At 68.8% G+C, this 21352-nt stretch carries 22 protein-coding genes; 16 read left to right on the top strand and 6 right to left on the bottom strand.

Annotation, left to right across the window (positions count from 1 at the left end):
* A partial coding sequence (locus Ahu01nite_RS01755; RefSeq protein WP_203834557.1) for a COX15/CtaA family protein occupies positions 1 to 963 on the bottom strand: 963 nt, incomplete at its 3' end.
* A gap of 116 nt (positions 964 to 1079) precedes the next feature.
* Between Ahu01nite_RS01755 and Ahu01nite_RS01750 the strand changes: the two genes are divergently transcribed.
* The 9 genes from Ahu01nite_RS01750 to Ahu01nite_RS01710 all read left to right on the top strand — a co-directional run bounded on the left by Ahu01nite_RS01750 (position 1080) and on the right by Ahu01nite_RS01710 (position 8660).
* The gene (locus tag Ahu01nite_RS01750) at positions 1080 to 1868 is read left to right on the top strand and encodes a helix-turn-helix transcriptional regulator (protein ID WP_438874749.1); all 789 of its coding nucleotides are present in this window, start codon (positions 1080 to 1082) and stop codon (positions 1866 to 1868) included.
* Positions 1865 to 3286, top strand: a complete 1422-nt coding sequence (gene sufB, locus Ahu01nite_RS01745) for a Fe-S cluster assembly protein SufB (RefSeq protein WP_203834556.1) — start codon at positions 1865 to 1867, stop codon at positions 3284 to 3286. Before Ahu01nite_RS01750 ends, sufB begins: the two co-directional genes overlap by 4 nt.
* A gap of 49 nt (positions 3287 to 3335) precedes the next feature.
* Positions 3336 to 4469, top strand: a complete 1134-nt coding sequence (sufD, locus tag Ahu01nite_RS01740; protein ID WP_203834555.1) for a Fe-S cluster assembly protein SufD — start codon at positions 3336 to 3338, stop codon at positions 4467 to 4469.
* 5 nt (positions 4470 to 4474) lie between these two features.
* Positions 4475 to 4807 carry a non-heme iron oxygenase ferredoxin subunit gene (locus tag Ahu01nite_RS01735; RefSeq protein WP_203834554.1) on the top strand — a complete coding sequence of 111 codons (333 nt, stop codon included), beginning with the start codon at positions 4475 to 4477 and terminating at the stop codon, positions 4805 to 4807.
* Positions 4804 to 5568 carry a Fe-S cluster assembly ATPase SufC gene (gene sufC, locus Ahu01nite_RS01730; protein WP_203834553.1) on the top strand — a complete coding sequence of 255 codons (765 nt, stop codon included), beginning with the start codon at positions 4804 to 4806 and terminating at the stop codon, positions 5566 to 5568. The genes Ahu01nite_RS01735 and sufC overlap by 4 nt, the downstream gene beginning before the upstream one ends.
* Positions 5569 to 5593: 25 nt before the next feature.
* Positions 5594 to 6823, top strand: a complete 1230-nt coding sequence (locus tag Ahu01nite_RS01725) for a cysteine desulfurase (RefSeq protein ID WP_203834563.1) — start codon at positions 5594 to 5596, stop codon at positions 6821 to 6823.
* Positions 6820 to 7269 carry a Fe-S cluster assembly sulfur transfer protein SufU gene (gene sufU, locus Ahu01nite_RS01720; RefSeq protein ID WP_203834562.1) on the top strand — a complete coding sequence of 150 codons (450 nt, stop codon included), beginning with the start codon at positions 6820 to 6822 and terminating at the stop codon, positions 7267 to 7269. Before Ahu01nite_RS01725 ends, sufU begins: the two co-directional genes overlap by 4 nt.
* Positions 7270 to 7353: 84 nt before the next feature.
* A complete protein-coding gene (locus tag Ahu01nite_RS01715) occupies positions 7354 to 7824 on the top strand; it encodes a metal-sulfur cluster assembly factor (RefSeq protein ID WP_203834552.1) in 471 nt (156 codons plus the stop codon).
* Between the two features lie 92 nt (positions 7825 to 7916).
* Positions 7917 to 8660 (top strand): maleylpyruvate isomerase family mycothiol-dependent enzyme, encoded by a 744-nt coding sequence (locus Ahu01nite_RS01710; protein WP_203834551.1) that lies wholly within the window; start codon positions 7917 to 7919, stop codon positions 8658 to 8660.
* Here the strand turns inward: Ahu01nite_RS01710 and Ahu01nite_RS01705 are convergent.
* Positions 8655 to 9338: a DNA alkylation repair protein gene (locus Ahu01nite_RS01705; RefSeq protein ID WP_203834550.1), complete on the bottom strand. Its 684-nt coding sequence runs from the start codon at positions 9336 to 9338 to the stop codon at positions 8655 to 8657. The genes Ahu01nite_RS01710 and Ahu01nite_RS01705 overlap by 6 nt on opposite strands.
* 30 nt (positions 9339 to 9368) lie before the next feature.
* Between Ahu01nite_RS01705 and Ahu01nite_RS01700 the strand changes: the two genes are divergently transcribed.
* Together Ahu01nite_RS01700 and Ahu01nite_RS01695 are read left to right on the top strand one after the other, a co-directional pair.
* Entirely contained in the window at positions 9369 to 10001 is a 633-nt protein-coding gene (locus Ahu01nite_RS01700) for an acVLRF1 family peptidyl-tRNA hydrolase (protein WP_203834549.1), read from the top strand.
* A 127-nt stretch (positions 10002 to 10128) separates the two neighbouring features.
* The gene (locus tag Ahu01nite_RS01695; protein ID WP_203834548.1) at positions 10129 to 10821 is read left to right on the top strand and encodes a histidine phosphatase family protein; all 693 of its coding nucleotides are present in this window, start codon (positions 10129 to 10131) and stop codon (positions 10819 to 10821) included.
* Here Ahu01nite_RS01695 and Ahu01nite_RS01690 read toward each other — a convergent pair.
* Positions 10745 to 12082, bottom strand: coding sequence for an MFS transporter (locus tag Ahu01nite_RS01690; RefSeq protein ID WP_203834547.1), 1338 nt, complete (start codon positions 12080 to 12082; stop codon positions 10745 to 10747). The genes Ahu01nite_RS01695 and Ahu01nite_RS01690 overlap by 77 nt on opposite strands.
* Complete coding sequence (locus Ahu01nite_RS01685; protein WP_203834546.1) at positions 12079 to 12639, bottom strand: helix-turn-helix domain-containing protein; 561 nt, start codon at positions 12637 to 12639, stop codon at positions 12079 to 12081. Before Ahu01nite_RS01685 ends, Ahu01nite_RS01690 begins: the two co-directional genes overlap by 4 nt.
* 146 nt (positions 12640 to 12785) lie before the next feature.
* Between Ahu01nite_RS01685 and Ahu01nite_RS01680 the strand changes: the two genes are divergently transcribed.
* A complete protein-coding gene (locus Ahu01nite_RS01680; protein ID WP_203834545.1) occupies positions 12786 to 13529 on the top strand; it encodes a hypothetical protein in 744 nt (247 codons plus the stop codon).
* 121 nt (positions 13530 to 13650) lie between these two features.
* On the opposite strand, the gene Ahu01nite_RS01675 is transcribed toward Ahu01nite_RS01680, so the two are convergent.
* Both Ahu01nite_RS01675 and ypfJ read right to left on the bottom strand, forming a co-directional pair.
* Positions 13651 to 14244: a LysE family transporter gene (locus Ahu01nite_RS01675; protein WP_203834544.1), complete on the bottom strand. Its 594-nt coding sequence runs from the start codon at positions 14242 to 14244 to the stop codon at positions 13651 to 13653.
* A gap of 446 nt (positions 14245 to 14690) precedes the next feature.
* Complete coding sequence (gene ypfJ / locus Ahu01nite_RS01670) at positions 14691 to 15578, bottom strand: KPN_02809 family neutral zinc metallopeptidase (RefSeq protein WP_203834543.1); 888 nt, start codon at positions 15576 to 15578, stop codon at positions 14691 to 14693.
* A gap of 220 nt (positions 15579 to 15798) precedes the next feature.
* Here ypfJ and Ahu01nite_RS01665 point away from each other — a divergent pair, with 220 nt between their 5' ends.
* From Ahu01nite_RS01665 to Ahu01nite_RS01650, 4 genes are all read left to right on the top strand, one after another.
* Positions 15799 to 17403, top strand: a complete 1605-nt coding sequence (locus tag Ahu01nite_RS01665; RefSeq protein WP_203834542.1) for an ABC-F family ATP-binding cassette domain-containing protein — start codon at positions 15799 to 15801, stop codon at positions 17401 to 17403.
* A gap of 530 nt (positions 17404 to 17933) precedes the next feature.
* Positions 17934 to 18161 carry a helix-turn-helix domain-containing protein gene (locus tag Ahu01nite_RS01660; protein WP_015620263.1) on the top strand — a complete coding sequence of 76 codons (228 nt, stop codon included), beginning with the start codon at positions 17934 to 17936 and terminating at the stop codon, positions 18159 to 18161.
* Positions 18158 to 18937, top strand: coding sequence for an enoyl-CoA hydratase/isomerase family protein (locus Ahu01nite_RS01655; protein WP_203834541.1), 780 nt, complete (start codon positions 18158 to 18160; stop codon positions 18935 to 18937). The genes Ahu01nite_RS01660 and Ahu01nite_RS01655 overlap by 4 nt, the downstream gene beginning before the upstream one ends.
* A 92-nt stretch (positions 18938 to 19029) precedes the next feature.
* A complete protein-coding gene (locus tag Ahu01nite_RS01650) occupies positions 19030 to 20961 on the top strand; it encodes an ABC transporter ATP-binding protein (RefSeq protein ID WP_203834540.1) in 1932 nt (643 codons plus the stop codon).
* The last annotated feature ends 391 nt before the right edge of the window (positions 20962 to 21352 follow it).

Raw genomic sequence — 21352 nt, 5'->3', positions numbered from 1 at the left:
GGCGACGGGCGCGGCGGTCGGGGGCTGGGCCGGGAGGGTCGTGCTGTGAGCCGGTGTTTCCGATGAGCCGTTCGCTGCGGTGAGGGCCGGGCGTTCGCGGAGTTTCCAGAGCATGTTGAGCGTGGCTGTCCAGACGAGGGCGGCGCCGAGGAGGTGGGCGCCGACGAGGAGGACCGGGAGGTGGGTGAAGTACTGGACGAAGCCGATCAGGCCCTGGGCCAGCTCCACCGCGATCAGCAGCCCGGCCGCCCGCACAGCCGCGGCAGGGGCGTTCGCCGCGCGCAGGGCGAACCACAGCGCGACCGACAGGCCGATGAGCAGCATGACCAGGTCGGCGTGGGCCTGGGCGATGGTCTGCGGGTCGAGGCCGTTGCGTTTGGCGCCCGCGTCGCCGGCGTGGGGGCCGCTCCCGGTGACGATGACGCCGACCAGGATCACGGCGACGCTGGCCAGGGCGGTGAGGCCGGCCAGGTGGCGCAGGGGGCGGACGACGAGGGGCTGGGGGTCGCCGTCGCCCTCCTTGGTGCGCTGCCAGAGGGCGTACGTGTAGGCGATCAGGGCCATGGAGAGCAGGAAGTGCAGGCCGACCACCCACGGGTTGAGGTCCGTGAGGACCGTGATGCCGCCGATGACGCCCTGGCCGGGGATGCCGAGACCCGCGATCAGGGACAGCGTGACCAGCGAGCGGCGGCGCGGTTTCCGCAGCATCGCCGCGATGAAGGTGGCGAGGGCGATCACGCCGAGGAGGATGCCGAGGACGCGGTTGCCGAATTCGATGACGCCGTAGACGCCCATCTCCGGGGTTGTCACATATGACTCGTCGGTGCATTTCGGCCACGTGGGGCACCCCAGCCCCGAGCTGGTCAGCCGGACCGCCGCACCCGTGACGACCAGGGCGATGTTGGCGATCAGGGACGCTAGGGCCAGCCGGCGCAGAAGGGTGGTCTTGCTCACCCGGGGCATGCTACGCCGGAAATTGATCGTGGAATCGGGCGGCTCCGGAGCGCTATGTCCTGGATCACCGGGGTGCCGGTTTGCAGGGGCGCGCGGAAATACGTAACGTTGCCGTAGTGAAATACATGGTGGGGTCGGGGAGCAGTCAGGTGGCCAACGCGGCTGCCGGCTTCCGTGCACCCGCCACACCCCTGACGCGGCTCGTGCCCGTCGACGGTAAGGCAGCTGACGGGCGTACCCGTGATCGGGTGGCGCAGTTGCTCTTCGATTGTGGCGGTGCCACCGCCGCGGAGCTCGGTGCGCAGCTGAGCCTGAGCCCCGCCGCGATCCGCAAGCACCTCGACGCCATGCTCGCCGACCACCTGGTCGAGGCGCGGGAGACGCCGCAGCGCGGCCCGCGCGGCCGGGGCAGGCCCGCGAAGGTCTTCGTGCTCACCGCCGCCGCCCGTGAGGGATTTCCGCACTTCTATGACGGCATCGCCACCGCGGCGCTGCGCTGGATCGCCGAGACCGGTGGCCCCGAGGCTGTCGACGCGTTCGCCGCGGCCCAGGTCGCGGCCCTGGAGGAGCGCTGCCGCACGGCCATGCTCGAGGCCGGCGACGATCCGCTCGCGCGGGCCGAGGCACTCGCCGAGGCCCTCTCCGCCGAGGGTTACGCTGCCAACGCGACCACGATCGCGTCCGGCGGGCAGCTGTGCCAGCACCACTGCCCGGTGGCACACGTGGCCGCCGAGTTCCCTCAGCTGTGCGACGCCGAGACCGCGGTCATCTCGCGGCTCATCGGCACCCACGTGCAGCGCCTCGCCACCATCGCGCACGGCGACGGAGTGTGCACCACGCACATCCCCGCACCTCCGTGTGTTCCCAGCCCCACCACCGCTCCAATCGCAATCACGGTTAGGACAGATACATGACTGACCAGATCGTCACCCAGGAAGAGCATCTGGCCGCCCTCGGTAAGTACGAGTACGGCTGGTCCGACGCCGACGCCGCGGGCTCGATCGCGCAGCGTGGTCTGTCCGAGGACGTCGTGCGCAACATCTCCGCGCTCAAGAACGAGCCGCAGTGGATGCTCGACCTGCGCCTGAAGGGCCTGCGCCTGTTCGGCCGCAAGCCCATGCCCAACTGGGGCGCCGACCTCACCGGGATCGACTTCCAGAACATCAAGTACTTCGTGCGGTCGACCGAGAAGCAGGCCGCGACGTGGGAAGACCTGCCGGCCGACATCAAGGCGACGTACGACAAGCTCGGCATCCCCGAGGCGGAGAAGCAGCGCCTCGTCTCCGGTGTCGCCGCTCAGTACGAGTCCGAGGTCGTCTACCACAAGATCCGTGAGGACCTTGAGGAGCAGGGCGTCCTGTTCCTCGACACCGACACGGCGCTACGCGAGCACGAGGACATCTTCAAGGAGTACTTCGGCACGGTGATCCCGGTCGGCGACAACAAGTTCGCCGCGCTGAACACCTCCGTGTGGTCCGGCGGCTCGTTCATCTACGTGCCCAAGGGCGTCCACGTGGACATCCCGCTGCAGGCCTACTTCCGGATCAACACCGAGAACATGGGCCAGTTCGAGCGGACGCTGATCATCGCCGACGAGGGCAGCTACATCCACTACGTGGAGGGCTGCACCGCGCCGATCTACTCCTCGGACTCGCTGCACAGCGCGGTCGTGGAGATCATCGTCAAGAAGAACGCCCGGGTGCGTTACACGACCATCCAGAACTGGTCGAACAACGTCTACAACCTGGTCACCAAGCGCGCCACCTGCGAAGAGGGCGCGACGATGGAGTGGGTCGACGGCAACATCGGCTCCAAGGTGACCATGAAGTACCCGGCCGTCTACATGACCGGCCCGCACGCCAAGGGCGAGGTCCTCTCGATCGCCATGGCCGGCGCGGGTCAGCACCAGGACTCGGGCGCCAAGATGGTGCACGCCGCCCCGCACACCTCGAGCACGATCATCAGCAAGTCGATCGCGCGCGCCGGTGGCCGCACGTCCTACCGCGGCCTCGTGCAGGTCCTCGACGGCTCGCACCACAGCGCCAGCACGGTCAAGTGCGACGCGCTGCTGGTCGACACGATCTCCCGCTCGGACACGTACCCGTACGTCGACATCCGCGAGGACGACGTCAACATGGGTCACGAGGCGACCGTCTCCAAGGTCAGCGACGACCAGCTCTTCTACCTGATGAGCCGGGGCCTGACCGAGGACGAGGCCATGGCGATGATCGTGCGCGGCTTCATCGAGCCGATCGCCAAGGAGCTCCCCATGGAATACGCCCTGGAGCTGAACCGCCTCATCGAGCTGCAGATGGAGGGAGCAGTCGGCTGACCTGCCGCTGCTCTCGCTCACCCATACGCCCGCGAAGAACTAGGAAGACATGACTACCGAGGCACTGGCCCCGCCGAGCACCAAGTCGCAGGTGCTGCGCTCCTTCGACGTCACCGAATTCCCGGCCGTCAACGGCCTGGAGGAGGAGTGGCGCTTCACCCCGATCAAGCGGCTCGGTTCGCTGATCACGGCCACCACGCTGACCGGCGCGGCACCGGGGCTCACCCCCGGTGACCTGCCGGCCGGTGTCTCGGTGACGCAGGTCGACGCGGGCAAGGTCGACCCGGTGCTGACCCCGTTCGACCGGGTCAGCGCCCTGGCGTTCGGCTCCGCGGCGGCGGTCACCCTGATCGACGTCGCGGCGGACACCGTCTCGGACGTCCCCGCCGTCATCAAGGTGGTCGGTCAGGGCGGCGAGGCCGCTGCCGCGCGTACCTATGTGCGGGTCGGGAACTTCGCCAGGGTCACGATCGTGCTGGAGCAGTCGGGCACGGCCACCCTCGCCGACAACATCGAGGTCGTGATCGGGGACAGCGCCAACCTGACCTTCGTCACCACCACCGAGTGGGATGCCGAGTCCGTGCAGGCCCAGCACCTCAAGTTCCGGGTCGGCAAGGACGCGCGGGTCCAGCACGTGCAGGTCTCCCTGGGCGGTTCGCTGGTGCGCCAGTTCGCCTCGGTCGAATACGCAGGCCGTGGCGGCGACGCCGAGCTGTGGGGCCTCTACTTCGCCGACGCAGGTCAGCACATCGAGCACCGTCAGCTGGTCGACCACTCCGTCTCGGATTGCCGCAGCTACGTCGGCTACCGCGGCGCGCTGCAGGGCGACTCCGCGCACACCGTGTGGGTCGGTGACGTGCTCATCCGGGCCACGGCGACCGGCACGGAGACGTACGAGATCAACCGCAACCTGGTGCTCAGCGATGGTGCCCGCGCCGACTCGGTGCCCAACCTGGAGATCGAGACCGGCGAGATCGTCGGCGCCGGTCACGCCAGCGCCACCGGCCGCTTCGACGAGGAGCAGCTGTTCTACCTCATGGCCCGGGGCATCCCGGAGTCCGAGGCGCGCAAGCTCGTGGTCCGCGGCTTCTTCGCCGAGCTGATCAACAAGATCCCCGTCGAGGAGCTGCGCGAACGGCTCGGCGACGCGATCGAGGGCAGGCTCGCCGAGGCAGGAGCCTGATCGTCATGGGCTTCGAGCTGGTCGGCGCCGTGGCCGACGTCGCGAAGGGCACCGCGATCTCGATCGAGGTCGAGGGTGTCGACGTCGCCGTCGTGCACGCGGACGACGACAACTTCTACGCCGTGCGCGACGAGTGCTCTCACGCGGCCGTGGCCCTCTCCGAGGGTGAGGTCGACGGCTGCACGCTCGAATGCTGGCTGCACGGCTCCCGGTTCGACCTGCGCACCGGTGAGCCCTCCGGCCTGCCCGCCACCGAGCCGGTGGCGACCTTCCCCGTCGAGATCCGCGACGGCGACATCTACGTTTCGACGACACCGAGTAATGGAGTAAAGCCGTGAGCACCCTGGAGATCCGCGACCTGCAGGTTTCGGTCAAGCTGCCCGAGGGCGAGCTGAAGCCGATCCTGGCCGGGGTCGACCTCACCGTGAAGTCGGGCGAGACCCACGCCATCATGGGCCCCAACGGCTCCGGCAAGTCGACCCTGGCGTACTCCATCGCCGGTCACCCGAAGTACCAGATCACCGGCGGCCAGGTCACCCTCGACGGCGACGACGTCCTCGCGATGACGGTGGACGAGCGCGCGCGGGCCGGCCTGTTCCTGGCCATGCAGTACCCCGTCGAGGTTCCCGGCGTGTCCGTGGCCAACTTCCTGCGCACCGCGAAGACCGCGATCGACGGCGAGGCGCCGAAGCTGCGCACCTGGGCCGCCGAGCTGCGCACCGCCATGGAGCGCATCCAGATGGACCCGGCGTTCGCCCAGCGCAACGTCAACGAGGGCTTCTCCGGCGGCGAGAAGAAGCGCCACGAGATCATGCAGCTCGAGCTGCTCAAGCCGAAGATGGCGATCCTCGACGAGACCGACTCCGGCCTCGACATCGACGCGCTGCGCGTGGTCAGCGAGGGCGTCAACCGCGTCCGCGAGACCGGCGAGACCGGCCTGCTGCTGATCACCCACTACACCCGCATCCTGCGCTACATCAAGCCCGACCACGTGCACGTCTTCGTCGCCGGCAAGATCGTCGAAGAGGGTGGCCCGGAGCTGGCCGAGCAGCTCGAAGCCGAGGGTTACGAGCGGTACGTCGCCGGCGCCCGCGCCTGATTCCCCCTCTTCCTTGGAGCGCATGATGACTCTCGATCTGGTCCAGGTTCGCGCGGACTTCCCGATCCTGACCCGGGAGATCAACGGGCACCCGCTGGTCTACCTCGACAGCGCCAACACGTCGCAGAAACCGCGCCAGGTCCTCGAAGCCATGCAGGACCACCAGGAACGGCACAACGGCAACGTGTCCCGCTCCGTGCACACGCTCGGCACCGAGGCGACGGCCGCATACGAGGGCGCCCGCGAGAAGATCGCGGCGTTCATCGGTGCGGCCCGCCCCGAGGAAGTGGTCTTCACCAAGAATTCCACCGAGGCGATCAACCTCGTCGCGTGGACGGCGAGCGACTTCCTGTCGCTCGGCCCCGGCGACGAGATCGTCGTCTCGGAGATGGAGCACCACTCCAACCTCGTCCCGTGGCAGCTGCTCTGTCAGCGCACCGGGGCGACGCTGCGCTGGTTCGGCGTCACCGACGAGGGCCGGCTCGACGAGTCACAGCTCGACGAGCTGGTCAACGAGCGCACCAAGCTGGTCTCGGTCGTGCACATGTCCAACATCCTGGGCACGATCAACGACCCTGCCCGCATCGTGGCCCGCGCCCACGAGGTCGGCGCGCTGGTGATGCTCGACTGCTCCCAGTCGGTGCCGCACTTCCCCGTGAACGTCGCCGACCTCGGCGTCGACTTCATCGCGTTCACCGGCCACAAGATGCTCGGCCCGACCGGCATCGGCGCGCTGTGGGGCCGCTACGAGCTGCTCGAACGGATGCCCCCGTTCCTGGCCGGCGGTTCCACGATCGAGACCGTCACCATGGCGGGCACGACGTTCGCCCCGCCGCCCGCGCGCTTCGAGGGCGGCACCCCGCCGATCACCGAGGCGATCGGGCTCGGCGCGGCGGTCGACTACCTGAACAAGCTCGGCATGGAGAACATCCACCGCCACGAGCAGGAGATCACCGCGTACGCGCTCAAGGCGCTGGCCGACGTACCCGGAGTGACGATCTTCGGTCCTGGCACCCCCGAGGGCCGCGGCGGCACGGTGTCCTTCGCCGTCGACGGGGTACACCCGCACGATGTCGGGCAGATTCTCGACGATCTCGGTGTTGAGGTACGAGTGGGCCACCACTGCGCACGCCCCGTGTGCACGCGGTTCGGAGTCCCGGCGATGACCCGGGCCTCGTTCTACCTCTACACGACGACGGATGAGATCGACGCCCTCGCGCGCGGTCTGGAGCAGGTGCGGAAGGTGTTCGCCTGATGATCGACCAGCTCTACCAGGACATCATCCTGGACCATTACAAGCACCCGCACGGGCGAGGTCTGCGCGACCCGTTCCAGGGCGAGGCGCACCACGTCAACCCGACCTGCGGCGACGAGATCACGCTGCGCGTCACCGAGGACCTCTCGGAGATCTCGTACGACGGCATGGGCTGCTCGATCAGTCAGGCGTCCGCCTCGGTGCTGCACGAGCTGCTCAAGGGGCGTACGCCCGGTGAGGCCTTCGAGATCCACGAGGCGTTCCTCGCCCTCATGCAGGGCCGCGGCCAGGTCGAACCCGACGAGGACGTCCTCGGCGACGGCATCGCCTTCGCCGGCGTGGCGAAGTACCCGGCCCGCGTGAAATGCGCGCTGCTGCCGTGGATGGCATTCAAGGACGCCGCCGCGCGTGCGGGGATCAGCGTCAACCCGGAGGTCAAAGCATGACCGACTGCACCGAGCGTTCCGCGGCGTTCGCAGCGGGCGGCCGCGACAGCGAGGGCCAGAAGGACATGCGAAAGGGAGCATCGAATGACTGAGAAGACCATCGAAGCGATCGCGGAGACGGCGGCGGATACCGCCGCGCCCGACGATGCGACCTCGCCGCTCGTCGCCACTGACGCGCCAGCCGCTTCTGACGCCCCGGCCGCGGCTGCCGTGGACAAGGCGCCCGTTGCGAAGGCTTCCGCTGCGGACATCGAGGAGGCGATGAAGGACGTCGTCGACCCCGAGCTCGGTATCAACGTGGTCGACCTCGGCCTCGTCTACGACTCCTTCGTCGACGACGACAACGTGGTCACCCTCGACATGACGCTGACGTCGGCGGCCTGCCCGCTGACGGACGTCATCGAGGACCAGACCCGGCAGGCCCTCACCACCGGCCCCGGCGGCGGCATCGTGAAGGACTTCCGGATCAACTGGGTGTGGCTTCCGCCGTGGGGCCCGGACAAGATCACCGACGACGGCCGCGAGCAGCTGCGCGCGCTCGGCTTCAACGTCTGAACCACGCTCGCACAGGAAAACGCCGGCCGCTCCTACGCGTCCGGCGTTTTTTGTGCGCCGTTTCTGTCGTAGGGCGGTGGTAGAAATCGGGTATGACTGGCATCCCGCCGTACCCGGAGCTCCTTGACCTGATCAATGAGCGAGCCACCGCCTTCCGCGAGGCCGCGACGGCAGCCGACCTCGACACGCAGGTCCCCGGCTGTCCCGACTGGACGGTCCGTGACCTGATCACGCATCTCGGTGCGGTCCACCGCTTCTGGGCCACCGTGATCGACGCCGGCCCCGCCGACACCCCGCCCACCCCCGAAGCCCTCGGCGACCGCGAACCCCACGGCGACCTCATCGAGTGGTCCGCCGCCTCGGCCGCGCTGCTGCTCGAAGCGCTGCGCGCCGCCCCCGCCGACCGTGGCTGCTGGACGTGGTGGGAGCCGTCCGGCGCCCCGATGACCGCCGCGGCGGTCGCCCGTCACCAGGTCCACGAAACCGCGATCCACACGTACGACGCCCAGGAATCATCCGGTAAGCCCCAGCCCCTCCCGGCGTCGATCGCCGTCGACGGCATCCCGGAGTTCGTCGAGGTCACCCTCGCCTCCCAGGGCACCTGGCCATACCGCCCGACCCGGCTGCAGCTGTCCGCGACGGAAGGCCCGTCCTGGCTCTTCGACCTCTCCTCGACCGCCATCACCCTGGCCCCGGCCCCGAGCGGCGAACCGGTCGCCACGCTCCACGCCCCGGTCAGCGACCTGCTGCTCTTCCTCTACGGCCGGATCCCCGAGACCGCGTTGACCATCACGGGCGATCAGAGCGCGGTGACCGAGCTCCGGGCGTACTCATAAATGCTTGGTGGCTTCCCGCACGGAAAGAGGTGACAGACTCCCGGCGTGCCGGGCCACATAGGACCGCACGGCCTCCGGGTCGGTGCGGGCGTAATGACGTAACGCCCAGCCGATGGCCTTCCGGACGAAGAAGTCCGAATGCCCGGCCTGCCGCGTGCAGTAACCGAACAGCCGGTCCGTGTCGGTGGCCGCGCCGTAGTGCAGCTGGTGCAGGATCGCCGTCCGGACCAGCCACATGTTGTCGTCCCCGGCCCAGTCGTCCATGGTCGTGGCGAGTTCGGGATGCAGCCGGACCAGATCACCGACAAAACGGGTGGCGAGCGGGTCGATCGTGTCCCACCAGGACTTCGTGACGATCAGGGTGCGCGTGGTGGCGAGGAATCCGGGACCGGCCACGGCCACCTGGGCACGTAGCACGTCGCAGGCGAAATACTGGTACTCGCGCTCGGGCAGCTCCCAGCACGCCACCACGACGTCCCGCAGATCGTCCTCGCCCGGAGCGGGCAGCCCGGCCGTCACGGTCCGGCCGAGCCTGCGCTGCCCCGGGATCGACAATCCAAGAAAAGGAAACCGATCCCGCATGTACGCCGCAGCGCGCACAGCCCGTTCCGGATCTTTCGCGGCGCTGTACGTCCTGACCAGGCGCTCGACCACGATGTCGGCATACTTTCCCGTCATGGCCCGATCCTGCCACCGTAGGGTGTCCCCATGAGCGCACGACCTGCGGCGGGCGGCGGCCAATGGGTCGATGTCGCCCCGGAGCGGCTGACCCGCTGGCTGGAGAACTTCGCGTCCCGCCACGACGGCTACCAAGCCAAAGGCCTGACCATCACGGGTACGGACGGAGCCACCGCCGAGCTCTCGCCCCCACCCGGCGCCCCCGCCGTCGCCAACCTGACCGAGCTGGCCGCCGTCGCCGCCGAACCCCGCCGCCTCGGCCTCCTGCTGGCCCGCAAGGGAGCGGTCGCCGTCGGAGTCGCTGACGGCGTGAAACTGATCGCCTCCAAGGTCGACACCCACTACGTCCAGGGCCGCACGGCCGCAGGCGGCTGGTCCCAGCAACGCTTCGCCCGCCGCCGTGACAACCAGGCCAAAGCCGCCGCCGCCGACGGCACCGCCATCGCCGCCCGCATCCTGCTCCCCGAGGCCCGCACCCTGACCGCCCTGGTCACCGGCGGCGACCGCACAGCCGTCGACGCGGTGCTCGCCGTCCCTCAGCTCGCCGCCCTGAAACCGCTACGCCACGACCGCTTCCTCGACGTCCCCGAACCCCGAAAAACCGTCCTCGAAGACGCCATCGCCCAGGCCCGCGCCATCCTCATTCTCATCCGCGAACCCTGACCCCCATCCCCATCCCCATCCCAGGCCCGGCCCGGTCTGTCGGCCCGGCCCTGACCTGGCGGGCCGGACTCGATCTGCCGGTCTGGCCCCGGGGTGTCGGCGGCCCTGCTGTGGGTAGGGTTCGATCATGGGTGTTGTCGCCGAGCTGATCCTTATCCGTCACGGGCAGAGCGCCTCGAACGTGGCGTTCCCCAAAGCCGACGCCGCCGGCCTCCTCGAATCAGGTCTGACCGGCCGTGACACCGACGTGGAACTGACCCCGTTCGGAGTCCGCCAGGCCGAAGCCGTCGGACACTGGCTCGCCGGTCTCCCCGCCGGCCAGGTCCCCGAGGTGGCGATCACCTCGCCCTACCTGCGGGCCCGGGAAACCTGGCGTATCGCCGCGTCGACCTCGGGCCTCGAACTGCCCGCCCCCACGACCGACGACCGCCTGGTCGACCGGCTGCTCGGGGACCTGGAAATGCTCACCCGCGCCGCGGTCGCCCAGCGCTTCCCCGACGAACCGGGCCGCTTCGAAGCCGCCGGCGAATACCAGTACAAGCCCCCGAACGGCGAGTCCTTCGGGGACATCGCCGTCCGGCTCGGGTCGTTCCTGAGCGACGTCAACCGGGAGCACGCGGGGGAGCGGGTCGTCGTCGTGGCCCATGACTCGGTGGTCCTGATGATGCGTTACGTCATCGAGGGACTGGACTGGCCCGCCATCGCCGCGGTGGCCGCCACCGGCCACGTCCGCAACGCCTCGATCACCCGCTTCGACGGGGGCTCGGGGGCGTTGGTGCTCGATCACTACAACACGGTTGACCATCTGCCGGTCGAGTAGTGCGGGGAAGCAGCACGACGGCGAGGACGGCCGCTGCGGCGTAGGCGCCGGCCTGGACCTCCAGCAGTGGCAGGGTGCCCACGCTGTCGTGCAGCAGGCCGGCGGCGAGCAACCCGATCGCCTGGCCGACGGCTTGCCCGAGCCCGAGCGCGGCGAACGCGCTGCCGCGCCGGGTGCCGGCCGCGGCCCGCTGGATGAGGCTGGTCAGCCCGGCGCCCATGAACACCGCCGGCACACCCATCGCGGCGAACAGCACCGCGTACACCGGAACCGCGTGGGTCACGAACGACAGATTCCACGTGATGGCGGTGACGACGGTGAAGGTGACCACGCCGGCCAGCGTGAGACGCAGAAGGTTCAGCCGCGCGCCGAGCACACCCAGGACGGTGCCGGCGAGGATGGCGCCGACCGCCTGCACCCCGCGGAGCAGCCCCACGTCGGCGGCGGTCCCGTTGATGACATCGGTCACGAAGAAGACGAACAACACGACGAACAGGCCCTGCGCGATCGAGGCGGCGACATCGACCACGATGAGCGCGCGGGTCGCCGGATCGGCCAGGGCACCCAGGATGCCGCGCGTCCCGCCGCCCTGATGCAGTGGCCCGGGCGCGGCCTTCCGCCGGGGCGTGCCCTCCTGCCGCGTGAGGCTCAGACGCTCCGCGGGCGCGGCCTCCCGCCGGGGCAGGCTCAGGACGAGTGCGGCCGCGACCAGATAGGTGCCGATGTCGGCGAGCGCGACGACGCTGATACCTCCCATGGCGAGCAGGACTCCGCCGAGCGGGCCGCCGATGATGCGTCCCACGTTGTTGTTGAGCCCGACCAGCGCGTTGGCTGACGTGACCCGCTCCGGGCCGACCAGCGTGGGGAGCAGGGAGCTCTTCGCCGGCTCGAAGAACGCGGCGAAGACCGCCTGAGCGACGATGACCCCGTAGACGACGTGCAGGTCGGACCGGTCGTGCACCGTGAGCAGCGGGAGCAGGGTCACCGCCTGGGCGAGCATCGCCACGAGCATGACGCGACGGTGCGGCAGCCGGTCCACCACGCGGGCGACGACCGGCGCGAGCAGGACCGGCGGGATCAGTTCGAGCAGGAACGCCAGCGAGGTGCCGACGGCGGACCCGGTGAGTTGCAGCACCACCAGGGGCAGCGCGATGAACATCAGCCAGTCGCCGGCATCCGAGATGAGCCCCGCTCCCCAGAGCCGCCGGAACGCCGGCACGCCCATCGCGGTGCCTTCCTTCAGCGCCGGGCCGGCACTCACCGCTCCCGTCCGTACCCGGCCCGCGGAAACGCGCTGACGGTCAGGTGCACATGCTCGGCGTCGGCCGGAGCGTCCGCCCGCGTCGCCTGGAGATAGGGCCGGATCACGTCATCGATCCGGCGCACGATCTCGGCCAGCTCGCCGGGCGACAGCGCGAGACCGTAGGACGAATGCGTGTCGGCCTCCCGCCACGGCTCCGGCACCGCATCACGCCCCCGCAGGTACTCGCGGGCCAGATGATGATCCAGCTCCACGGCCGCCTCGCGCATGTGAACAACGCCCGCCGGGTCGCCTGCATCGATCGTGAACCCCGTGATCGTCGCCCGCCACGGCCGCGACCGCCCGTCCCCGGACTCATCCGGCTCCACCAGCCCGTGCGCCCCGAGCACCCGAAGGTGATAGCTGCAGTTCGACGGGGTGTCCCCGACCGCGCGTGCACACTGCGACGCGGTCGCCGGGCCGGTCGACATGAGGTATCGCAGGACGTCGAGCCGCACCGGGTGCGCGAGCGCGTCGAGGACCGCGGGGTCGGTGAGCTTCGGACGACGTTCCTGCACAGCGGCTCCCTACAATCTGAAAGAGCATTTCAGATCCAGCGTAGGAGGCGACGGCAAAACCTGCAACGCTCTTTCAGATCGCGATTTCCCGTTGCCCAGACAGCAGCATGGGTCCCGGCAAGACTCGGGTGATGCTTCGTCGCGCAATGCTTCTCGCGGTATGCCTGGTGGCTTCCTTCTCAGCGGAGGGTGCTGGCACCGCTGCTGTGGCAACTGCGCGGGTGTCGGCACCGGAACTCCGTTCGGTCGGGCTGACCGACGCCAACCCGGTGACCGGCCCGGGAAGATGCACCCAGATAGCCCTCACCGGCCGCATCGCGACGACCGACGCGGAAGTGACTTCGGTGACCACGACAGTTCGCGACGAGACCGGGGGCTTGAAGCCGACTCTGGGACTGCGTCGCAAGGAATCGGGCAGCATCACCGCGGTCAGCGACCGGGTACGGCTGTGCGGGCTCGACGCCAAGTATGCGGCTGATTACGTCGGTCGTTTCACCTGGACGCTCATGGTGCGATACGCGGGCGGAGTCGTATCGGTCGAACGCAGCTTCCGGTTGCGCTATCAGGGGCTCGTAAGCTTCAACGCCGCCCCCGAGCCCGTACACCGCGGTAGCTGGGTCACGCTGACCGGATGGGTCAGTGACGGCTGGGAGTACGTGGACACCCACCCGATCGCGATCTACTTCAAGGCTGACAACTCCACCACCTGGACCCGGCGCGGCAGTTTGCGCCCTCGATGCATCTCATACTGCGGTGATGGAGACGCGGCGACATGGGAGGCCAAGGGTAAGTTCCGTCAGTCTCGCTCGGGAGTATGGAAAGCCATCTCTACCCGAACCACCTACCTCGCCTCCGGCACCCGTAGCGACCGGGTCGCCGTCAGCGGCTAGAGCTCCCAATATCCCTTAAGCGGGAGGGGGTGGGTGTCCACGCGCTTGTCTGTTCGGGTGTGAGTCGCTGCACTTGAGCGATCGGTGCCGCTGGCAGGTCCGTCGCGTTGCCCGCAAGAGGTCAGAGCAGCAGGGTGACCGCAAGGGCGGCGATGACGGTGCTGGAGGCGAGGGCGGTGAGCCGGCGGGCTCGGGGGGTGGTGAGGAACTTGCCGGCCAGTGCGCCACTTGCGGCGATGAGGAGTTGCCAGCTGGCTGACGCGAGCAGTGCGCCCAGGACGAACCAGATGCCGCCGCCCTCGCCGCCGCGGCCGAGGACCAGGGCGGCGAAGTACACGATTGTCATCGGGTTGAGCAGGGTCAGGGCGAGGATCGCGAGGTACGCCCCGAGCGCCGTGGTCTGCCGCGTCTCGCGGACGGCCGTGCCGGGGCGCAGGGCGGACCAGGCGGTATGGGCGGCCAGGGCGAGCAGGACGGCGGCGGCGAGCCAGCGCAGGTGAGTGGCGATCGGGGCTATCGCGCCGGCGAGTGCCGCGCCACCCAGGACTGCCAGGGCTGCGTAGATGGCGTCGGCGGTGGCGGCGCCGAGCCCCGCTCCGGCTCCGACCTTGAAGGATGTGCGGGCGCTGAGACCGGCGATCAGGATTCCGATGGCTCCGACCGGCACAGCCACGCCATAACCAGCAACAATCCCGGACCACAAAGACCCGATCATGACACGGGTACGCACACCGCCCGGCCGCCGTCGCCACGCTGCTTCCACGAAACCCTGCCCAGCTCAGCCCAACCCACCAGAGCCGCCCAACCCGGCGCGGGACAGGTGCAGGCGGTGCGGGCGATGGCTCTGGGTGACGCCGTGGTGATCACGCCGACAGCATGAGTTGTCGCGACAATGTGCCGCCACCGATTTCCGGGCCGACTCGACGGAGTGGCGGGCGGCGGGCAGCGAGCTGGCTCGGCGGGCGGCGGGCGGCGGGCGGCGGGCGGCGGGCCGGATCGGGGGCGTTTTGGGGCTTTTCGGGGTGAGGTTGGCCACTCACTCAGAATGAAGGGCCCGGGGATCCGCTTTGGAGCGCCAGCTCCTGGATCCTCGGGCCCGGCCTCGGCGGGAGCGACGGTCCGTCACCCACCACCGAGCTACGACATCTTGATTCCTATTTTTTAGACGGCGCCCGCTTTGAAGGTGTCGCAGTTCTTGGGGGTGCCGCTGTTGTAGCCCTCGCTGAACCATTTCTGGCGCTGGGCGCTGGTGCCGTGGGTGAATTCGGCGGGGTTGACCGTGCCGCCGCTCTTTTTCTGGAGGGTGTCGTCGCCGATCTGGCCGGCAGTGTCGATTCCCTGCTTGATGTCGTCGGCGGTGATGCTCTTGAAGATTTTCTGGCCGCTGCCGTCGTCGGTGCCGGTGGCGTTCTTGGCCCAGACGCCGGCGTAGCAGTCGGCCTGGAGTTCGAGTTTGACCGATCCGGCGTTGCTGCCGCCGGTTTCCTGGCCTGCGAGATCCTGGATGTGGTGGCCGTACTCGTGCGCCAGAACGTACGGCTGCGCGAACTCGCCGGGCGCTCCCAGCTGCTGCGACAGGACCTCGTAGAACGTCAGGTCGATGTAGACCTTGTCGTCGGCGGGGCAGTAGAACGGGCCGACGCCCGAGTCTGCGGCGCCGCATTTGGTCTGGACCTGGCCGGAGAAGAAATCGGTTTTCGACGGCTCGTACTTGCCGTTGAAGTATTGCGGGTACGCGTCGGTCCAGTAGTCCTGGATCGAGTTGACGTAGAGCACGTTGCGGCATTCGAGTTGCTTGATGGCGTCCGACTGGGAGCATTTCTCGGACAGCGCGGTGTTGTCGGCGGGGGCGCTCGAACTGCTGCCGCCGCCGAGGTTGTTGATGCCGAAGTAGCCGCCGACCAGAGCGATCAGAACGGTCACGACGATGCCGACGAGGCCTCCGCCGCCGATCGGCAGGCCGCCTAGTCCGCCGCCACCGCCGCCGCCCGAGGAACGCTCGTCGTCGATCTGGCTCGTGTCGATGCGGGCGTTCTCGTTGAGTTCCATCCAGTCCTCCCGGGCGTGTGGTGGCGTCTGTACCCGGTGATGTTCCCGGCTAATCGGTTGGGAGCTCGCGGGGGGTGCCCGGTACAATCGTCGGGTGCTGCTCTGCGAAGGCTGACCTGCCCCGCGCCCGAACCGAACTGATTCAGACCGGAATCTTTCCGACGTTCGGCGCGTTCGTGTGCCTGAGCCAGCCTTCTTCCCGAGAGCGAGAGCCTTCCCCATGATTACCGCCACTGGACTCGAACTGCGTGCCGGGTCCCGGATCCTGATCTCCCCGACGACGCTGCGGGTGCAGGCCGGTGACCGGATCGGCCTGGTCGGCCGGAACGGCGCCGGGAAGACGACGACGCTCAAGGTCCTGGCCGGCGAGGGCTCGCCCTACGCCGGTGAGGTCACCCGCACGAGCGAGGTCGGCTACCTGCCGCAGGACCCGCGCACCGGTGACCTGAGCGTCACCGCCCGCGACCGGGTGCTGTCGGCGCGCGGGCTCGACACGATCCTCGCGGAGATGCAGAAGCTCGAGGTCGAGCTCGAGGAGAGCGCCGACGAGAAGCTGATCCGCCGCTACGGCGTGCTGGAGGACCAGTTCTCCAGCCTCGGCGGGTACGCCGCCGAGGCCGAGGCCGCCCGGATCTGCTCCAACCTCGGGCTGCCCGACCGCGCGCTGGCCCAGACGATCGGCACCCTCTCCGGCGGTCAGCGGCGCCGGATCGAGCTGGCCCGGATCCTCTTCCAGAATTCGGGGCAGAACGGCAAGGGCATCCTGCTGCTCGACGAACCCACCAACCACCTCGACCACGACTCCATCACCTGGCTGCGCGGCTACATCGCCAACCACAAGGGCGGTCTGATCGTGATCAGCCACGACGTCGAGCTGCTCGACGCCGTGGTCAACCGGGTCTGGTATCTCGACGCCAACCGGTCCGTGGTCGACATGTACAACCTGGGCTGGAAGGCCTACCTCGAGTCGCGCGAGACCGACGAGCGCCGCCGCCGCCGTGAGCGGGCCAACGCCGAGAAGAAGGCCGGTGCCCTGATGGCGCAGGCCGACAAGATGCGCGCGAAGGCCACCAAGACCGTCGCCGCGCAGAACATGGCGAAGCGCGCGGAGAAGCTGCTCGGTGGTCTCGAGGAGGTCCGCAGCTCCGACAAGGTGGCGAAGGTCCGCTTCCCGAGCCCGGCGCCGTGCGGCAAGACCCCGCTGACCGCGCAGGGGCTGTCGAAGTCCTACGGCTCGCTGGAGATCTTCACCGACGTCGACGTGGCGGTCGACCGGGGCTCGCGGGTCGCGATCCTGGGCCTCAACGGCGCCGGCAAGACGACTCTGTTGCGCATCCTGGGTGGCCATCTTCAATCGGACACCGGTGAGGTACGCCCGGGGCACGGTCTGCGGCTCGGCTACTACGCCCAGGAGCACGAGACCCTCGACGTCGACCGCTCGATCCTCGACCACATGCGCAGCGCCGCGTCGGAGCAGACCGACACCGAGCTGCGCAAGATCCTCGGCGCGTTCCTGTTCTCCGGTGACGACGTCGACAAGCCCGCGGGTGTGCTCTCCGGCGGCGAGAAGACCCGGCTCGCGCTGGCGACCCTGGTGTGCTCGGGCGCCAACGTGCTGCTGCTCGACGAGCCCACGAACAACCTCGACCCGGTGAGCCGCGAGCAGGTCCTCGACGCGATCGCCAATTACCCGGGCGCGATCGTGCTCGTCACCCACGATGCCGGTGCCGTACAGGCATTGAAGCCGGACCGCGCGATTCTGCTGCCCGACGGCGACGAGGACGCGTGGAGCGACGATCTGCTGGAGCTCGTCGAACTCGCCTGAGTAGGCCCTGAGTAGGCCCTATTGCCCATTCGGCTGAGTAATTCCGGCTGGGTAGATCCAGAATCATCGGCATCGTCAGTTGTCAACAGGTGCCCACACAGACAGTGCGACATGTGCCCGGCACTGGTCACAGCGCAACCGCATCCGGGCGCCCTGCCTACGTGGCAGGGTGCCCGTTCGGGCAGTGGATCGAGCCCCAAAGTGAGGGTTTGGTCCACTCTGAGTGACATCGTTGTCGGACCGCCGACAAGATGATGTTTGTGCAGGTCATCCTGGCTTGATCGAAGTCGAACAGAGCCGTCCGCCGTCGCTATACGTGCTCCGCGGAAAGGCTCACACGCGGAACTAAACACGACCGAACGGGCTCGCACCTCATCTGTCTGACATTGATGAGCATGGTCATCGTCGGGTTCCTGACACTGATAAATGGGCACGTTCACTAAGCCGAGATGCCTAGCGCATGATCGTTGGAGGCGGTCTAATAGGTGGGACCGTATCGAACCGCACAGTCTGGGACGTGAGGATTCAACATGGCAGCCACCGGCACAGCCACCAGCACTGAGAAGGGTCGTCGAATCGTCGGCAGCGAGCGGCAGACTCTCGCCAAGGACCTGGTGAAGCGTTACACCTCCGGAGAGAGCATTCGTGCGCTGGCGGCCTCGACCGGCCGCTCCTACGGATTCGTGCACCGGGTGCTCACGGAGTCCGGCGTGCAGCTGCGTCAGCGGGGCGGCGCCCGCCGCCGTAAGAAGGCGTGACGACCAGCGCAGCCTCCTCCTACGAGGCCGGAATTCGCTACGCACAGGACGGGCCGGTGGCGTCAGTGACGCTTGACCGGCCCGATGTCCTCAATGCGCAGACACCGGCCATGTGGGCCGAGCTGGGCAACATTTCGCGGAAATTACCGGGTGACGTGCGAGTCGTCATTGTCCGCGGTGAGGGGCGCGCTTTTTCCGCCGGACTCGACTTGTCGGTGGCGCGCGGTGAGGGCGATTCCTCGCTCGCCGAGTTGGCTCGCTTGTCACCGGAAGAGAGTGCGGATCGGATTGCCGGGTTCCAGGATGCATTTACCTGGTTACGACGTCCCTCTCTCATCACCATCGCGGCGGTCCAGGGTCATGCCATCGGCGCCGGATTCCAGCTCGCACTGAACTGCGACATGCGAGTGCTCGCGGATGACGCGCGGTTCTCGATGGCCGAGGTGACCCTCGGGCTGGTGCCGGATCTCGGTGGCACCAAACGCCTCACCGAGCTGGTCGGGCCGTCGCGGGCCCTGGAGATCTGCGTCACCGGCCGCCGGTTGCCGGCGGACGAGGCGGACCGGCTCGGCCTGGCCACCACCGTCGTGCCCCGCGACGAGCTGGATGCCACGGTGCGCGACCTGACCGCCGCTGTCCTGGCCGCACCCGCCGGGGCCGTCGCCGAGATCAAGGCGCTGCTCGCGGGCGCCGTCACCCGCTCCTACGACGATCAGGACCGGGCCGAGCGGGAAGCGCAGACCAGACGTCTGCGAGATCTGGCCGGCCTGGAGTAGGAACAGCCGGGCGGCTCCGGAAGTTGTCATACCCGGCAGGCAGACTGTGCCTGCCGGTTACGACACCCCCGGAGGTGAACGAGGTGGGACCCATGTCCAGCAGCTCCAACTGGATGATGCTGCGCTCGATCCAGAACTCCGAGCGGGTGAACAAGCACGAGGTCCCCAAGGGCACCACCCGGCGGATCCTGCGCTTCGCCGAGCCCTACCGGCGTGACATCACGGTCTTCCTGATCACCGTGGTCGTCGCCGCCGGGATCGGCGTGGCCACCCCGGTGCTCGCCGGGCACGTCATCAACACCATCACCGCGGGCGGGCCGGACGCCGCCGCCACGATCGTCCGGCTCGCGCTGACCATCGCCGTGCTCGCCGTCGTCGACGCGCTGCTCTCCCTGGCCCAGCGGTGGTATTCCGCCCGCATCGGCGAGGGCATCATCCTCGACCTGCGCACCCGCGTGTTCGACCACGTGCAGCGGATGCCGCTGCAGTTCTTCACCCGCACCCAGACGGGGGCGCTGGTCAGCCGGCTCAACAACGACGTGACGGGTGCGCAACGCGCGTTCACCTCGACACTGTCCGGTGTGGTCAGCAACGTCATCCAGCTCGTGCTCACCGCGGCGGTGATGTTCAGCCTGTCCTGGCAGATCACCGTGCTGTCGCTGGTGCTGCTGCCACTGTTCATCATCCCGGCGCGCCGGGTCGGCAAGCGCCTCGCCGAGATCACCCGGGAGTCCTACAACCTCGACGCCCAGATGAACGCGACGATGACCGAGCGCTTCAACGTCTCCGGCGCTCTGCTCGTCAAGCTCTTCGGCCGCCCCGACGTCGAGGCCGGGCGCTTCGGCGAGCGGGCCGGCCGGGTCCGCGACATCGGCGTGCAGCAGGCCATGTTCTCCCGCACGTTCTTCGTCGCGATGCTGCTGGTCGCCTCGCTGGCCCAGGCTCTCACCTACGGCCTCGGCGGCTGGCTCGCCGTCACGGGCAGCGTCACCGCCGGCACGGTCGTCACCCTGGCGCTGCTGCTCACCCGGCTCTACGGTCCGCTCACCGCGCTCAGCAACGTCCGCGTCGACGTGATGAGCGCCCTGGTCTCCTTCGACCGCGTCTTCGAGGTCCTCGACCTCAAGCCCGGCATCGAGGAGAAGCCCGGCGCGGTCGCGATCGCCCCCGGCGCCGGCCGCATCGAGTTCCGCGACGTGCACTTCCGATACCCCAGCGCCGACGAGGTCTCCCTGGCCACCCTCGAGGATGTCGTGGCCCTCGACCGCACCGAGAACGCCCCGGTCCTGCGCGGCGTCGACTTCACCGTCGAGCCGGGCCAGATGGTCGCCCTGGTCGGCCCGTCCGGCGCGGGCAAGTCGACCACCTCCATGCTCGTCGCCCGCGTCTACGACGTGACCGAGGGCGCCGTGAAGATCGGCGGCGTCGACGTCCGCGACGCGACCCTCGACTCCCTGCGCGACACCATCGGCGTCGTCACCCAGGATTCCCACCTCTTCCACGAGACCATCGCGGAAAACCTCCGCTACGCCCGCCCCGAGGCCACCGAGGAGGAGATGTGGGAGGCGCTACGGGCGGCTCAGGTCGCCGATCTGGTCCGCTCGCTGCCCACCGGCCTGGACACCGTCGTGGGCGAGCGCGGCTACCGGTTCTCCGGCGGTGAGAAGCAGCGCATCGCCATCGCCCGCATCCTGCTCAAACACCCCTCGATCGTCATCCTCGACGAGGCCACGGCCCACCTCGACAGCGAGTCCGAAGCCGCCGTCCAGCGAGCCCTCTCGGTCGCCCTGCAGGGCCGCACCGCCCTCGTGATCGCCCACCGCCTCTCCACGGTCCGCGCCGCCGACCTCATCCTCGTCCTCGACCACGGCCGCATCGTCGAACGAGGCCGCCACCATGACCTGGTCGCCGCGGGCGGGCTGTATGCGGAGCTCTACCGCACCCAGTTCGCCGACAGCACGCCGCTGGTGCCGTCCGATGTGGAGCCGATCGTCCTCGCGGTCCCGGAGAAGATCGAGCCTTAACCCGCGTGTCATGTGGGGTTGTCGGACTGCGAGGTCATCCGTTGAGCCGGCGGGCCGGTGAAAGGGGGACCTGACCGGACCCAGCCCGATCGACCGGGGCAAGGCCGGCTCCAAGCGGCTCGGCCGGCACCGCTACGTCATCGAACGCTGCTTGGCATGGACCACCCGCTTCCGGCGGCTGGTCCGCCGCTACGAACGCAAGCCTTCCCACTTTCTCAGATTTCTGCGCCTGGCCCGCGCCGTGATCTGCTTCCGCCGCTCTGATAGCCGGCGGTGTGAGTAGGCGAGCATGGTCAACTGCCGTCGTTCGGTGGCGGTCAGCGTGATGAGGGGGTGCGTGAGGGACAGGCGCCGGCCAGCTTCCATCGAAAGCGAATGTGTTGAAGGCCGG

Origin of the sequence: Winogradskya humida, assembly GCF_016862215.1 — a bacterium.
Taxonomy (GTDB): domain Bacteria; phylum Actinomycetota; class Actinomycetes; order Mycobacteriales; family Micromonosporaceae; genus Actinoplanes; species Actinoplanes humidus.
This window is presented reverse-complemented; position numbering and strand designations above follow the sequence as displayed.